The following is a 12,495-nucleotide window of genomic DNA, read 5'->3' as shown; positions in this document are numbered from 1 at the left end:
ATGCAGCATAAGCTGTCGAATGCACCAAGCTTTACGGACCGGCTCATGCCTCAACCACGCCACATCACGTTCATTCTGATCGAGGAGTTCTCGCACCTTGCGTTTTCCTGCGCGGTAGAGCCGTTGCGGATCGCGAATCTGGTCAGCGGCGAAGAGCTGTATGACTGGACCTTCCTGTCCGAGCACGGCGCGCAGGCTGTATGTTCAAACGGGTCCGTGACCTTGGTGCATGGCGGGCTGGACGCGCTGTCCAAAACCGATCAGTTGTTCGTTTTGTCCGGTATCCACATGCGCAACCATGTCACGCGCCCTTTGCTGGCTGCCTTGCGCCGGGAACGCGCCCGAGGGACGGATATAGGTGCGCTGTGTTCCGGTGCGTGGCTATTGGCCGAAGCCGGTTTTCTGGACGGGATGCAGGCCGCTATTCACTGGGAATATCACGACGCTTTCATGGAGGCCTTCCCCGAAGTGAACCTTGTCCGCAGCGTATTTGTCGCCGACGAAAAACACATCACGGCCTCGGGTGGGACGGCGACCGCGGATTTATTGCTGCACCTGATCGGACGTGATCACGGTGAGGAACTGGCCATCGCCGTGGCGGACCAGATGGTCTATAACGCGGTGCGCAATGCCACCGCCAAACAGCGGGTGTCGCTGCAATCGCGCAACGGAATGCGCAATGCGCATCTGGCCAAAGCGATCCACGTCATGCAGGACTGCATCGAGGCACCTGTTTCACCGTCGCAAATCGCCGAAGACCTTGGTATTTCGACCCGCCAGTTAGAGCGGTTGTTTGGCAAATACCTCAACACGTCGCCCAAGAAGTACTTTATGGAGCTGCGGCTGGAGCGGGCGCAGAAACTGCTGTTACAGACCGAAGCCTCGGTGACTGAGGTTGCCATGGCCTGCGGGTTTGAAAGCCCGGGCCATTTTTCGCGCGTGTATCGGTCTACCTTCGGCGTCACGCCGCATGCGCAGAAAAACAAAATCGACTGAATTAGCGCAGCGGGGGGAGCTGCTCTGACGTCGGCGAGCCCGGCTGATCAGGCGCTCACCCCCTGTCCCCGCTCGTACCCCCTCGTTAAATTCCAACTCGTAAACTATTGGCTCAGTTCGTAAATCGTATGCAAGCTTCACGTTTCTGATATGATCTTGGGAAAATCGAGGAGGTATTGACAGTGGATCACAAGCAGTTTCAGGAGTGGTTATCCCGCATAGACGGTCTCAGTCTGGCGCAGAGGCAGCAAGCACAGGCTGTGTTGCTGGGGGAAACTGAGCCATCCGCTTCGCTGGCAGCGATCGAAGCGCGCGTCGCCGAGGACCGTGAGTGCCCGCATTGTGGCACGCCTGGCGCGGTTTCGCGGGGCAAAGCCCGAGGGCTACAGCGGTATCAATGCAAGGCCTGCAACAAGACTTTCAACGCGGCAACGGGCACGGCTTTACAGGGCCTGCACAAGAAGGACAGATGGCTCGCCTTTGGGGGCTGCCTTGCGGATGGGCTGACCGTTCGCGCGTCTGCAAAGCGCTGTAATTTTGCCGTCTCTACGGCGTTTCGTTGGCGGCACCGATTTTTAGGCACGAAGGACCAGGACCCTCCAAAACTCAAGGGCATTGTCGAAGCCGACGAGACCTATGTTCTCAAGAGCCGCAAGGGCGATCGCAAACTTGATCGCAAGGCGCGCCGCAGGGGCGGCAAGGCCAGCAAGCGCGGTCTGTCAGACGAACAGGTTCCGATATTGGTTGCCGTGGACCGAGGCGGCACAACGGCGTGTTCCGTCCTTCCATCTGTCACAGCTGACAGCATACACAGCGTTCTGGAACCCCGGATTGATGATGACATCCTTCTGGTCACTGATGGAAACAACGTTTACCCGCCCTGCGCCAAGTCACTTGGGGTCAGACACGAAGCATTGAACCAGTCCGCCGGTGAACGGGTGCGTGGGGTGGCTCACATACAAACAGCCAACAATCGGCACAGTGGGTTGAAGGACTTCCTGCGCCGCTATCGCGGCGTTTCGAGCAAATACCTCGAAAACTACCTGCGATGGTTCGAACGGTGTGACCTGCTGAAATCATCGGCCAGATCCTGTCTCGCGACCGCGATTGGGACCTCATGCACACAATTTGCGAACTGAGCCAAACTATTTAGCAGGATTGAGTATTCATACATGTTGAAATGGGCATAACTATTACAAGATCGTGTCAGTTCTATGTGGGGAGCGGGAAAAAACTCAGTTTGCGCCGCAATTCGGAATGGCGCAAAAAATCAACATATAGCCAGAATTTCCACGTCGGAAACCGCTTACATTTGCCTTGAACGCGGATTTATGACATTTTTATTATGCCACTATTCGGACAGTTTCGGCAAAAAATGGCTTTAGATCACAAAGAGATTTCTTTGCAGCTTTCCATGTCTCCAACAGCAGTAGATGTTGGAGAATTGTCATGAATTTGGACTCTCACGAAGCCGCCACAGAGTTTGCCCCGCGCGTCATTTCCATCGCAAAGCGCGAACAGGAAATCTGTAAGGCCTCCAAAGCAGCCGAAGCAGCGTTTGAGAGAATCGCGCAGAGTGTGGGTAATAGCGTGCAGGGAGAGTTGCAGGACCGCGTGTTTGCGATCTTCCGCTGGTATTTTCTGTCTGCGTACTGCACCCGCCTGCTGACCGACGCGGCACATCGGCTTGAGCATCATACGCTACAGGTGTCGGTTGATATCTACAGTGCGGTCAAGATGGTGTTGTCAGACACAGAGATTGAGCGCGCGATGGCACTGGTCAGCATCGAACGCACTTCTCCGATGCTGGTGCGCGCCAACGAGATCGGCAGCCGTGGTCATACAGTTGGTTGGGTCGCCGCCGGTTTACATGAAAAAGGCGGTGAGTTGCCCGGCGAAATCCAAAACGCACTGACCGGAGCAATGGCAGCGTCCGCACGGATCAATTGATCGGTACATACTCTATAATCTCTTGGACTTGAATTTTGAAAGCCGGAGCCAGCGGTTTTCGGCGGGTGGCGTTGTCTTCAGGTGTCTGAGTTTCGCAACCGCTCGGAAAAATTCGGTGTATGCGCAGTAAAATCCATTGGAAACAGTGAACCATCTGAGGGTCCTGAGAATACGCTGGATTCGGGAGTCTGATGGTGCTGCTGGAGAGAATTGAACTCTCGACCTCTCCCTTACCAAGGGAAAATAGAAACACCAAATTCCGTTACTTTTTCAATCCCTTAATATGTTTCGCATCCAGCGGCTGTACGGCCCCTGTACGAATCCGGTCTCTCATTTCGCGGTCATCGCCTTCCACATGGGCGTAGATTTTGTCCGGTAGCGCCGGGTTCGACCAGCGGCCCGCCTTGGCGGCGGTGACCGGATCAACGCCCTGCCGCACCCTGAGTTCGGTGTAGAACCCGTGCCGCCCTGCCTGGTGCGGGCTGAGATAGTCCACGCCCGCGTTTTTGCAGGCGGTGCGCAGCGCGGCGGTGAAGCCGGATCGATCAGCATAGCCGAACATGCGCTTGGGCAGCTTGTAGTGGTGGCGGCGATTGTGCGGTTCTCTGGGCTTGAGATTGGCCATGGTCACCACCAGCGCCGTCGAGATGGATACCCACTGTTCCGGGTGGCCCTTTGAGGCGATGATCTTGACGCGCCCGTTTTGCAGATCGCAATGCTTTGGCTCAATAGCCACCAGTTGCGACACCCGCACGCCGGTCTCAAACATGAACTCGAGACCCGCTGCCACATACGGATTGGCATGCGGCTGAACGGCCCTGATCCAGTCCCAGCTTCCCGCCTTGCGTTCCGGTCGGCTTTGCTTGCCGCGTATCTTGTCCTGGTCCAAGCGCTGTTGCGATGTATAGGATCGAATGCGGATCGGGGGGCATTTGCCCCTGTCATGGGCGTTGTTGATAACCGCAGACACGGGCGTAATGACTTGGCGCTTCCATGTATCGGTGGAGGCGTTGGGGTAGATCACCGGGCCAAGGTCGCGCACTTGCTCTGGCGTGATCTTGTGGGCAAACTCATCGCCGATTTGGTCTAGGATCGGCAACAGGAACTTGGCCTCAGCCGGTTTGGCCTGGTAAAGCGTCACCGCATCGGCAAAGGTCAGCGCGGATTCTTCGCCAAGGATGTGACAACGGATCTGCCGTTCCTCTTCGGCTTTGATCCAGTCCCTTGCGCCAGCTTCAGTAGATGCGCCCGTGCTGCAGCGGTAGTAGTCTGTGATGGCAAGCCCGTTGTATTCGACGCGGCCTTTGACCCACCAGACCTTGCCCCTTGGGTACGGTTCGAGCGGCATAAGCAATTCTCCAAAATAACATCAAGCTGTTGCGGTGTGATAATCATCGCTCGGCCAATGATATGGCAAGCGTCGTGTTTGCGGGCTTTCTCGCGCAGGCTGCGCGGGCTGATGTCGATGCCACGTTCGGCCAGCAGGTCGCACCACTGTTCCGGCGATTTGCCGTTGTCGATGATAAACGATCCGGTGGGTGGCATCATGGACATCGGGTTGCCTCGTCATTTCATGTTCGAAAACAGATCGTCAGCGAAATTCATTCACAGGGATGCGGTGCTTGAGTGGTCAGCATGATCGGAGGGTGTGCGGTTCCGAGAATGGTCAGTCGGACCGCGCCGCCATCGATGAGCTGTTGCAATTCGGCGGGCGTGGGTTCCCAGACACTGGTCATGTGGTTCACGCCACCGATTTCTTCATCAAGGATTGCCAGAGCGTGATATTCGTCCTGTTCCTCGGCCAAAATGCGGGTGGCATTTGAAATTCGTAAGGCTTGCATGGTCCGTGATCCTCAGTGAACTTTGCCGCCGATGGTGGCGGTTTGGGCGGTGGAGACGCGGCCCTTGGCCGAAGCGATGGCTTTGGGCAGTTGCTTCTCCATGGCCGCTTGAAGCGCCTTGCGGTGCTTGCGGGGCGCGGATGCCAGTACGTGGCCCTGCACAGCCACCAGAGCGCCAGCGACAGCGTTGAGCATCGGCATTGCGAAATCGGATGAGGTGTCGGTTATCGCCTTGTCGATGGCTTCCGTCAGCAACTGCGTCTGTCGGGCTTGTTCGCGGCGGTATGCGTCCTGGTCGCTCATTGGTGGTCCTATTCAGATTTCTCTCAAGTCCCGAAGGCTTGCGTCTCGGGCCTCTTTGGCGGGTGCTACTGTGACACCTCGTTTCGACAACTTTTCCACGAAGGCAGCGCGGCGTGATGGGCGGTCACCCATGGCATTTTGACTATTCACGATGAGAACGTCGCCTTGGCGCAGGTGCGGCAGGAGTTTTTTGAGCTTGGGGCGGCGCGACATCTGGTGTCCCGACGTAGTCGTTTCGTCCCAGAAGACGATGCTGGCACCCAGCAGGTACAGGCGTGCGACCTCGTCTTCCAATTTGGCCCCGGAAGCGGGGACAGCGTAGCCCACCACTTTGGTGTCGCAGTCACTCGCGCCGTGTACGGTCGCCATGTGGTTTGGTTCGCAGACGCCACAGGTCATGGATCACATCCCCAACGCTTCGGTGTAGAGTTCCAGCACGGCCTGTTCTTCGGCTATGTCGTCCTTGTCGCGCTTGCGAAGGGCGATAACTTTGCGCATGACCTTTGTGTCGTATCCACGCGCCTTAGCCTCAGCCATGACGGCCTTCTGATGTTCGGTTAGTTCGTTCTTTTCAGCGTCCAGGCGTTCGAGCCGTTCGATGAAACTGCGCAACTCATCCGCAGTCACTCGATAGGCCTTGTCCTTTGCGGCGTCGAACTCTGGGTCTGGCTTCATTGGCGGCTTGTTGTGGCCCATTTTCCCGGCCTTATTGTTGCTCATCTGTCACCTATCGGGGTTGTGCGATACGGCCTCCCCGCAAGCTCACATACGGGAAGGGGCGCCCGGCACCGTGCGGGGCGTTCATTCCTCGTCCCGGCGAACGACGCCGCCGCCGATCTTGCGCTTGAATTTGGATTTGCGACCGCCGGGCAGAGGTGTCTTGCTCTGGTGAATTCCCAGATGCTTGGACCTCACACGGCGATCCTTGGATTTCTGGGCTACGTCACGTGCGGTCTTGGCCTTGTGGGCCTCTTTCAGCGCAGGCTGCAGGTTGCTTTCCCGGTTCTCTCCACCGTTCGCCAAAGCCTGGATGTGATCGAGGTCCCACGCATCACCTGCGTTGATCTTGCGCCCGGTGATGCCACACTTGCCGCCATAGGCTTCGAATACCCGCAGGCGAACACGTGGCGGGGCGGGGGTGTCAGGCGTTGCACCGATCCATTCCCTTGTCTTGCGCCCGGTCATGCCGCGTCCTTCTGGCGATAGCGGTTCTGGTACTTAGAAAGCTCTGGATCGGGTTCTGTCAGGTGAATGCCTAACTGGAGGCACTCGCGCTGGATCGTGTCCATGTACCGCACCATCTGGCGTACCTTCATCAGCCGGGTTACTCCGAAGTCTAGGTCACGCATGACACGCTGCTTGGCTTCGAAGGGCAGAGGCTTGATCATTGAGTCATAGGCTTCACGGAACTCGGCGCTGTCCTCTCGCATGATCGGAACACCGTGGCGCAGCTTCCAATCTGCCTGAACGTCAGCAGCATCCCTGTCACCGAGCTGCTTGGCGACTTCGGACGCCCAGAGCCATTGCAAGGCATTCTGGTCCTTAGTCCGGTCTCGACCCTGAACCCACTCCACGGTGATCGGCAGTTTCAGGTTGCTAAGAAACCGGGTGAAGTCGGACAGGTCGTCCACGGTATCAATCACGCGATGGGGCATTAGAACGGTATCTCGTCGTCGTCGATTCCGCCGGATGCTGGGGCAGGGGAACCGGACGGCGCACCATAGGGGTCACCATAGCCGCCACCGGCCTGACCACCACCATAGCCGCTTGACTGACCGCCGCCGTAGCCACCGCCGCTGCCACCTTCCCCGCGCGAATCCAGAAGGGTCAGCTCACCGCGATAGGGGCGCAACACAACCTCGGTCGTATAGCGATCTTGGCCGGATTGATCCTGCCATTTGCGGGTTTCCAGCTGGCCTTCGATATAAACCTTGCTGCCTTTGCGCAGATATTGCTCGGCGATGCGAGCGAGGGGTTCGGACATAATGGCCACGCTGTGCCACTGTGTGCGGTCTTTTCGTTCGCCTGTGTTGCGGTCTTTCCAGGTCTCGGATGTGGCGATGCGCAGATTGCAAACTTTGCCACCGTTCTGGAATGTCCGAACCTCGGGATCGGCGCCGAGGTTTCCGACAATGATCACTTTGTTGACGCTTCCAGCCATTATGCAGCGCTCCTGTTGCTCAGGGTGTTTTCCTGTTGGGTGATCAGAGCGGAAACCTCATTGGCCTTGGCTTCATCCATGCTTTTGAAGCTTTCCATATCGCGCTTGAATCTCGGGTCATTGGTGACCGAAGCGAGATCTTCCGCAGTTGCGCGGCTCTCTACTGCTGCTTTTAGCTGATCGCGCAAACCAATGGCTTGGTTGGGGTCGGAAACCTCGCGCTTGTCCTTGTCCTTCTCATAGAGAGCTAATCCAAAGGTATTGCCAAAGGTGCGCAGCGCGCGCTTCAAGGCGTCTGTCTCAGCTTCCTTCACCGCGCTTTCGTGATGGTCGGCAACGCTGTTGGGATTGCCAACGCCGGACCCAACAGCGGTCCCTTCACGGATCACGCCATCAATGTTCACCTTCACGGTACAGAGATAGCCGACGCGGTATTGGTCTTTGCCCCTGTGTTCTACTGTCTGTTCGGAAACCTGCTGCAGGCGGGTGACTTCGTAGGACCAGCCGTCGTGGCCGAAAATGCGATTGGCCTCGTCAATGACGTGTTTGCCATCGACATATTCCCCGAACTTGCCCGGTGCTGGTGGACGAACCGCCGAAGCGTCCAACGGCTTCTTGAGTTCTGCTGTGACCTTTTCCCAATCCATGATCAAAACCCCACTTGCAGAAAACGTTTGTGGATTTCGCGAACACGCCAGACGTCATCGCGGCAGTATTCCTTGATGGTGTCATGGTCTCCTTCGGCCCAGGCGCTGGCGACCATTGAGCCATCGAAGCCCTCTTTGCCTTTGATCCCGAGAACCTTGCACAGCTCATCAAGGCTGATGCGGTTGCCTGCACCGGCCCACATCGCCATGGTGTCGTTGACGTTCTTGTCCCAGGGCTTTGGGTCGCGCGGGAAGCTTGTCGGTCCCGGCATGAACATCCCAAGGGAAACAGCGCGCTTGCGCAGGAAGCCAACATCGAAACCGACGATGTTGTGGCCCACCAGGGTTTCGCTGTGATATTCATCCAGATCGTTGAAGAAGTCGGCGAGTACCTTGGCCTCGGTGCCGATGCTCTTGGCGTGTGAAACCTTGATTTCACCATCATTCTTGGCCCATGCGATGGTGCAGATATGACCCCGACCACCATCAAAGCTGGTCTTTGCCATGGCGTCTTGAGCCGCAGACTTACGGTTCTCGGACAGCCATTTTTCAATGCTTTCCGGCTTTTTGATATTGCCGGGTGCTTTCACCTTACGCTCAAGCTCCTGAGCATAGTCAGGGTCTTGGCAGGGAATGGTTTCAAGATCGAAATAGACAAAGCGCTGAGACGCATAGCGTTCTTCGATCGTGGTCATTTTTGCTTGAATATTCATGCTGTATATCCCTCCGGCAATGCGTTCAGATCGGACAAAATGGCCTTGGCGCGCTCGTAGTCGGAGCGGTTTGTGTAGAAGATGCGGCGTTTAGCGGCCCGCCACAGCGGGTTTTGGTATCCCGTGTCGAATGCGTCAGGCGCAGCCTTGGCCATTCCCTGCTCAGACAGGTTCAAGTGAATACGAGCAACGACCGCCTGACCGTTTCCGTATGGGTCTGGGTAATGCTGCGGAATCGAGTGTTTCATTTCATCACCTCCAAGGTGACCCCGGTGGCTATCTGGGTGGACAGGTGACGCCCACCGGGGTCGTACTCGCACCGGGGGGACAGAGGTCCGGGCGAGAATAGGTAAAGGGTTGTCAGGATGACGAAGAAAAAGCCGAAGTCTGCGGTCATAGCGAAACTCCTGTCATCCATTGGAAAAAGTCCGAATAGGCGATGTCCGCAACCAGAAGCGTGAACAGGCAGCGCTCCATAGGCGTCATCCAGTTCGTTCGCTTCGATCTGCGGCGCGTTCACGCACTCAAAGGTCTGCGGAATGGTATGGAGGGCTTTCACCTCCTGCGGCTGGGGAGAAGCCTCTGACGCGCTTGCCCTGCACTCGTTAACAACCGAACAACACTCGGTAACGGGCTTTGCGTCGAATACGTCCCGGCAGGTCCGACCATCGGGGGAGCGAGTGGTGGCCTTAGCGGTGAGACCCGCCGGGTTCTGCGCCTGCTCAATAGGCGCGGGGTTAAGAGAGGAGGCGATGTGGGTCACTGATCGTCTCCATCGTCCAGCCTGCCGTTAGCAAGGATCACAATGATGGCGGTGGTTCCGCAGATGCAGGAAAGAGCAGCAAGGGCGTAAATGAGGATTGACCACATATCCGTTACTCCGCAGCCAGTGACGGGTACGGACTGCGGTAGATCGCAACCTCCGCGTCGGTGAAGCGGGGGTCCGCGTCTTGCAGGTTCACCGCTTCCTTGAAGGTGGTCGCAACAACGAAGGCATCATTTGCGGCGTCCGGGTACGCCGAAGGGTCGTTGGCGTTGTCAATCGCGCGCTGAGCACCGCGAAGCAGAGCACCTACATGCCAAAACGCTTGACCACTTTGCTTGTCAGTTGAACGGCGAAAAACCAGATACGCGGGCTTCTCCGAAACCGGGCATCGGCTAGTGATGTCATTGACTGTCAGCATGTCCGTCTCCCTCGTGTCACAAGAGGGAAGATAAATGGAAGAAATGTCCATTACAAGACTAAAATGGAAAAAATATCCATTAATAATTTCACGCAAGAATAGAATCAACCAAGTTAAACGTGAAAATGTCAGGGGAACTGTCGCGCGGGGGGCCGGGCGCAAGAATAGCTGTCCTTGGAAATTCAATTGTCAGATAGAGTGACGCTGAGCCAAACGGAGACTGACATGGACCCTGAGGAAGACATCCAGAAAATACTGGACAGCATCAGTCCTGAGGCAAAGGCATGGTCAGACAGTATGTACATGTCGGCGCTGATCACCGGAGCCGAGGGCTTGGAAGGCGAGGAGCTGCGCGGGTACATCCGGATTCTTGTGCAGCTATCCTATGATGAAGCGGCCGGGGCTGCGTGACACACAAAGGAAAAGGGCCAGCAGATCGAACTGACAGCCCTTTTGTTTAGCTTGGATCTGTTCTTTAGAACGCTGTATCGACGAGCGTATTATAGGTGTTGTAACGCGGAGCCATTGCGGCGCGCGCAACACTGTTCAGCGGTGTTGCAGAAGTTCTTCCATCAAACGGCACTGTAAGTCCAAAGCGCAGGGTGTCTATGTCTGCGTCCGCTCCGCCCGCATCCAGGTTTGTGCGGGACAGTTCCACAGAAAGTTGCAGCGGAAAGTCGATCACATTGATGAAGTTGTAATCGACGCCGACCCCGAAAGTGGTTGCGTCTACATCGAAGTCTGCAAGGGACTGGTGCGATATGCCGCCAAACGCACCCCAGCCGGGTCCGAATTGATAGCGACCTCCAAAGCCAAGGCTATAAAGGTCCAGATCTATGCCGCTTACAGAAACGTCACTGCGTGCCAAATGCGCGCCAAAAACGCCTTCTTCCGTCGGTTGGTAGCGGACAAGAGCACCGTAGTCGAGAAAGTCATCGCCACCGGGTAGGCTGGGTGAGGTGTCTGTTTGGCCAATCCACGCTTCGAACCCCACGCCGTCCGCTACGTATCCGCCGGAAACGCCATAAGATGTCGTACTGCCCGACAGATCGAAGCCGAGACCGGTATCAAGTTCGTCATCGGCATATTCAAAGTAAGCTCCGATAACCGCGCCAGTTGAGAACTGATAGTTCAGGCTGGTGTCGAAATCATAGATGGTTTCATCGCCCGGAACGTCATCTGGGTCGATATAGACATATTTGGCGCCGAGCCCCCAGAACAGACCATTTTCGAAGTTTACGGTGGCCACGGCATCAGCGGTGAAGCTTCCAAAATCTCCGCCACCGCCAGAAATGTCGCCCGTGCCAAAACCTAAAGTTGCTGCACCCGTAACCTCTTGCGCAGCAAGAATACCTGGTGTTGCGGCCAGCAATGCCACAGTGAAAAATCTACCGAAATTAAACAACTCGAATCCCTCGTTTTTCTGTTTCGTATGAAATCTGTAATCCACAGTTTTTTGGCTCTGTAGTGAAATATCACTTCGAGACATTAGGGTGGTTAATTTCCGGGGCGGGTGTTGCGGGATCGCAATGAAGGCAAGATGAACGGCGCGTTATGGGCAAAGAAAAACCCCGCCGGGGCGGGGCTCTTACAAGCGGCTGTAAGATCGGTCAGGCAATGAAAAACCCCGCCGAAGCGGGGTTTTGTCAAAAATTCAAAGCAGGTTCTGCAGGTTGGCCTTTATTAGGTTGGGCCGGTTTCAATACTGTCGTTGCCGGATGAAACCTTATTTTTTCTTGTTCTTGACGAAGAAGCTCTTCCATTTGGTTTTCCCTGATCGGCTTCCCCTGCGATCTCGTGGTCTGTGTCTCCATTCGCAGCGGTCCCTTTGTTGATTTCCTCATATATATGGGAAACGTGCAGGAATTCTAGCTGTGGTTTAGGAAACCTGCAAGCTTCTCCGAGAGCGTCAATTAGTAGCTTCTCTTCGTTTGTTGCAGGTCTCACACGATTAAAAAGGCTTTTGGCCTCATGTTCATCGATCACAAAACCGTGGCTAGGATAGTTCCTTGACAGCGTAACCATGGAGTCTGCATCTCGCAAATTGCTAAACTTTAGGTTAAGTCGCGTGCCATAATATTCACCAACTCGCATGGCTCGAGATCTGGATCCTACTTCCTCTGGGTCAATCTGACCGAACATTGGAGCATACATAGATTCGATCAGCTCTGCGGCACTATGCGCAGCTGTCGCAAAAGAAACGACGCCACCACTTCCACTTACAACCTCTCTGACGGCGGTGTGAAATGTGTCGCGAGATCTTTGCTCTAACATGCTCAGTGCTTCGGTGATGTTCAGGCCACTTTCCAATGACATCAGGTTGTCTTGTTTGGACATCTGAACATCAAGTGGGCCAAGTTCTCCATATGGGCAGAAAACCAGTTCGTTGGCCGAAATGGCGAGAAGTGTACCTGCGCTCTTGCAGATTCCGGAAATGAGGATGCTGATGTCCTCATACTTTGACTGTAGATATTTCCCTATTTTGTAGGCTGCGTCCGGGCTGCCCCCTGCTGTGCATAGTATCAACGTAACCGCATTAGATTTCTGGTTTTCGGAAATCGATTTGATTACATCGAAGTCGACCAATCGTTCCATTGGCCCGGAATAGAGAAAGTAATCTCTGGTGTCAGACATGTCGCTCGACCCTCCTGGGGCGGTTTCTCGCTGCGACGCGGCTTGACCGAAAAGCTCAATTATGAG

General features: G+C 55.8%; 19 protein-coding genes. 4 read left to right on the top strand and 15 right to left on the bottom strand.

The window, feature by feature from the left end:
• Positions 1-45 precede the first annotated feature (45 nt).
• The 3 genes from ACOQOY_RS07995 to ACOQOY_RS07985 all read left to right on the top strand — a co-directional run bounded on the left by ACOQOY_RS07995 (position 46) and on the right by ACOQOY_RS07985 (position 2,946).
• A complete protein-coding gene (locus ACOQOY_RS07995; protein WP_420584929.1) occupies positions 46-996 on the top strand; it encodes a GlxA family transcriptional regulator in 951 nt (316 codons plus the stop codon).
• A 182-nt stretch (positions 997-1,178) separates the two neighbouring features.
• On the top strand, positions 1,179-2,135 hold the full coding sequence (locus ACOQOY_RS07990; protein WP_420584042.1) for an IS1595 family transposase: 957 nt from the start codon (positions 1,179-1,181) through the stop codon (positions 2,133-2,135).
• A 310-nt stretch (positions 2,136-2,445) separates the two neighbouring features.
• On the top strand, positions 2,446-2,946 hold the full coding sequence (locus ACOQOY_RS07985) for a hypothetical protein (RefSeq protein WP_420584928.1): 501 nt from the start codon (positions 2,446-2,448) through the stop codon (positions 2,944-2,946).
• Between the two features lie 262 nt (positions 2,947-3,208).
• Here the strand turns inward: ACOQOY_RS07985 and ACOQOY_RS07980 are convergent, their stop codons facing one another.
• From ACOQOY_RS07980 to ACOQOY_RS07920, 13 genes are all read right to left on the bottom strand, one after another.
• Positions 3,209-4,294, bottom strand: a complete 1,086-nt coding sequence (locus ACOQOY_RS07980; RefSeq protein ID WP_420584927.1) for a tyrosine-type recombinase/integrase — start codon at positions 4,292-4,294, stop codon at positions 3,209-3,211.
• Between the two features lie 253 nt (positions 4,295-4,547).
• Entirely contained in the window at positions 4,548-4,787 is a 240-nt protein-coding gene (locus tag ACOQOY_RS07975; protein ID WP_420584926.1) for a hypothetical protein, read from the bottom strand.
• 12 nt (positions 4,788-4,799) lie between these two features.
• Positions 4,800-5,090, bottom strand: coding sequence for a hypothetical protein (locus ACOQOY_RS07970; protein ID WP_420584925.1), 291 nt, complete (start codon positions 5,088-5,090; stop codon positions 4,800-4,802).
• A 12-nt stretch (positions 5,091-5,102) separates the two neighbouring features.
• Entirely contained in the window at positions 5,103-5,489 is a 387-nt protein-coding gene (locus ACOQOY_RS07965) for a recombinase family protein (protein ID WP_420584924.1), read from the bottom strand.
• A gap of 3 nt (positions 5,490-5,492) precedes the next feature.
• Entirely contained in the window at positions 5,493-5,765 is a 273-nt protein-coding gene (locus tag ACOQOY_RS07960) for a DUF2312 domain-containing protein (RefSeq protein WP_420587224.1), read from the bottom strand.
• Positions 5,766-5,891: 126 nt separating this feature from the next.
• Positions 5,892-6,275, bottom strand: coding sequence for an HNH endonuclease (locus ACOQOY_RS07955; RefSeq protein ID WP_420584923.1), 384 nt, complete (start codon positions 6,273-6,275; stop codon positions 5,892-5,894).
• Complete coding sequence (locus tag ACOQOY_RS07950; protein ID WP_420584922.1) at positions 6,272-6,745, bottom strand: hypothetical protein; 474 nt, start codon at positions 6,743-6,745, stop codon at positions 6,272-6,274. Before ACOQOY_RS07950 ends, ACOQOY_RS07955 begins: the two co-directional genes overlap by 4 nt.
• Positions 6,745-7,251 carry a single-stranded DNA-binding protein gene (ssb, locus tag ACOQOY_RS07945; RefSeq protein ID WP_420584921.1) on the bottom strand — a complete coding sequence of 169 codons (507 nt, stop codon included), beginning with the start codon at positions 7,249-7,251 and terminating at the stop codon, positions 6,745-6,747. The genes ACOQOY_RS07950 and ssb overlap by 1 nt, the downstream gene beginning before the upstream one ends.
• Complete coding sequence (locus tag ACOQOY_RS07940; RefSeq protein ID WP_420584920.1) at positions 7,251-7,898, bottom strand: RAD52 family DNA repair protein; 648 nt, start codon at positions 7,896-7,898, stop codon at positions 7,251-7,253. The genes ssb and ACOQOY_RS07940 overlap by 1 nt, the downstream gene beginning before the upstream one ends.
• Positions 7,899-7,900: 2 nt before the next feature.
• Positions 7,901-8,611 (bottom strand): ribonuclease H-like domain-containing protein, encoded by a 711-nt coding sequence (locus tag ACOQOY_RS07935; RefSeq protein WP_420584919.1) that lies wholly within the window; start codon positions 8,609-8,611, stop codon positions 7,901-7,903.
• Positions 8,608-8,859, bottom strand: coding sequence for a hypothetical protein (locus ACOQOY_RS07930; RefSeq protein ID WP_420584918.1), 252 nt, complete (start codon positions 8,857-8,859; stop codon positions 8,608-8,610). The genes ACOQOY_RS07935 and ACOQOY_RS07930 overlap by 4 nt, the downstream gene beginning before the upstream one ends.
• Complete coding sequence (locus tag ACOQOY_RS07925; protein ID WP_420584917.1) at positions 8,856-9,008, bottom strand: hypothetical protein; 153 nt, start codon at positions 9,006-9,008, stop codon at positions 8,856-8,858. The genes ACOQOY_RS07930 and ACOQOY_RS07925 overlap by 4 nt, the downstream gene beginning before the upstream one ends.
• 478 nt (positions 9,009-9,486) lie before the next feature.
• Entirely contained in the window at positions 9,487-9,795 is a 309-nt protein-coding gene (locus ACOQOY_RS07920) for a hypothetical protein (RefSeq protein ID WP_420584916.1), read from the bottom strand.
• A gap of 225 nt (positions 9,796-10,020) precedes the next feature.
• On the opposite strand from ACOQOY_RS07920, the gene ACOQOY_RS07915 reads away from it, so the two are divergent.
• The gene (locus ACOQOY_RS07915) at positions 10,021-10,206 is read left to right on the top strand and encodes a hypothetical protein (protein WP_420584915.1); all 186 of its coding nucleotides are present in this window, start codon (positions 10,021-10,023) and stop codon (positions 10,204-10,206) included.
• Positions 10,207-10,270: 64 nt separating this feature from the next.
• Here the strand turns inward: ACOQOY_RS07915 and ACOQOY_RS07910 are convergent, their stop codons facing one another.
• Together ACOQOY_RS07910 and ACOQOY_RS07905 are read right to left on the bottom strand one after the other, a co-directional pair.
• Positions 10,271-11,245: a hypothetical protein gene (locus ACOQOY_RS07910; RefSeq protein ID WP_420584914.1), complete on the bottom strand. Its 975-nt coding sequence runs from the start codon at positions 11,243-11,245 to the stop codon at positions 10,271-10,273.
• A gap of 233 nt (positions 11,246-11,478) precedes the next feature.
• Complete coding sequence (locus tag ACOQOY_RS07905; RefSeq protein ID WP_420584913.1) at positions 11,479-12,429, bottom strand: SDH family Clp fold serine proteinase; 951 nt, start codon at positions 12,427-12,429, stop codon at positions 11,479-11,481.
• Between the last annotated feature and the right edge of the window lie 66 nt (positions 12,430-12,495).

It is taken from the genome of Ruegeria sp., assembly GCF_965221235.1.
GTDB lineage: Bacteria > Pseudomonadota > Alphaproteobacteria > Rhodobacterales > Rhodobacteraceae > Ruegeria.
Note: the sequence above shows the minus strand (reverse complement) of the source record. Positions and strands in the feature narration are given on the sequence as shown.

Coding starts and splice junctions, on each gene's coding strand:
- ACOQOY_RS07960 (WP_420587224.1), bottom strand. CDS start 5,765: ATGAAGCCAGACCCAGAGTTCGACGCCGCAAAGGACAAGGCCTATCGA.
- ssb (WP_420584921.1), bottom strand. CDS start 7,251: ATGGCTGGAAGCGTCAACAAAGTGATCATTGTCGGAAACCTCGGCGCC.
- ACOQOY_RS07975 (WP_420584926.1), bottom strand. CDS start 4,787: ATGCAAGCCTTACGAATTTCAAATGCCACCCGCATTTTGGCCGAGGAA.
- ACOQOY_RS07965 (WP_420584924.1), bottom strand. CDS start 5,489: ATGACCTGTGGCGTCTGCGAACCAAACCACATGGCGACCGTACACGGC.
- ACOQOY_RS07995 (WP_420584929.1), top strand. CDS start 46: ATGCCTCAACCACGCCACATCACGTTCATTCTGATCGAGGAGTTCTCG.
- ACOQOY_RS07985 (WP_420584928.1), top strand. CDS start 2,446: ATGAATTTGGACTCTCACGAAGCCGCCACAGAGTTTGCCCCGCGCGTC.
- ACOQOY_RS07920 (WP_420584916.1), bottom strand. CDS start 9,795: ATGCTGACAGTCAATGACATCACTAGCCGATGCCCGGTTTCGGAGAAG.
- ACOQOY_RS07950 (WP_420584922.1), bottom strand. CDS start 6,745: ATGCCCCATCGCGTGATTGATACCGTGGACGACCTGTCCGACTTCACC.
- ACOQOY_RS07935 (WP_420584919.1), bottom strand. CDS start 8,611: ATGAATATTCAAGCAAAAATGACCACGATCGAAGAACGCTATGCGTCT.
- ACOQOY_RS07970 (WP_420584925.1), bottom strand. CDS start 5,090: ATGAGCGACCAGGACGCATACCGCCGCGAACAAGCCCGACAGACGCAG.
- ACOQOY_RS07925 (WP_420584917.1), bottom strand. CDS start 9,008: ATGACCGCAGACTTCGGCTTTTTCTTCGTCATCCTGACAACCCTTTAC.
- ACOQOY_RS07980 (WP_420584927.1), bottom strand. CDS start 4,294: ATGCCGCTCGAACCGTACCCAAGGGGCAAGGTCTGGTGGGTCAAAGGC.
- ACOQOY_RS07930 (WP_420584918.1), bottom strand. CDS start 8,859: ATGAAACACTCGATTCCGCAGCATTACCCAGACCCATACGGAAACGGT.
- ACOQOY_RS07940 (WP_420584920.1), bottom strand. CDS start 7,898: ATGGATTGGGAAAAGGTCACAGCAGAACTCAAGAAGCCGTTGGACGCT.
- ACOQOY_RS07905 (WP_420584913.1), bottom strand. CDS start 12,429: ATGTCTGACACCAGAGATTACTTTCTCTATTCCGGGCCAATGGAACGA.
- ACOQOY_RS07955 (WP_420584923.1), bottom strand. CDS start 6,275: ATGACCGGGCGCAAGACAAGGGAATGGATCGGTGCAACGCCTGACACC.
- ACOQOY_RS07915 (WP_420584915.1), top strand. CDS start 10,021: ATGGACCCTGAGGAAGACATCCAGAAAATACTGGACAGCATCAGTCCT.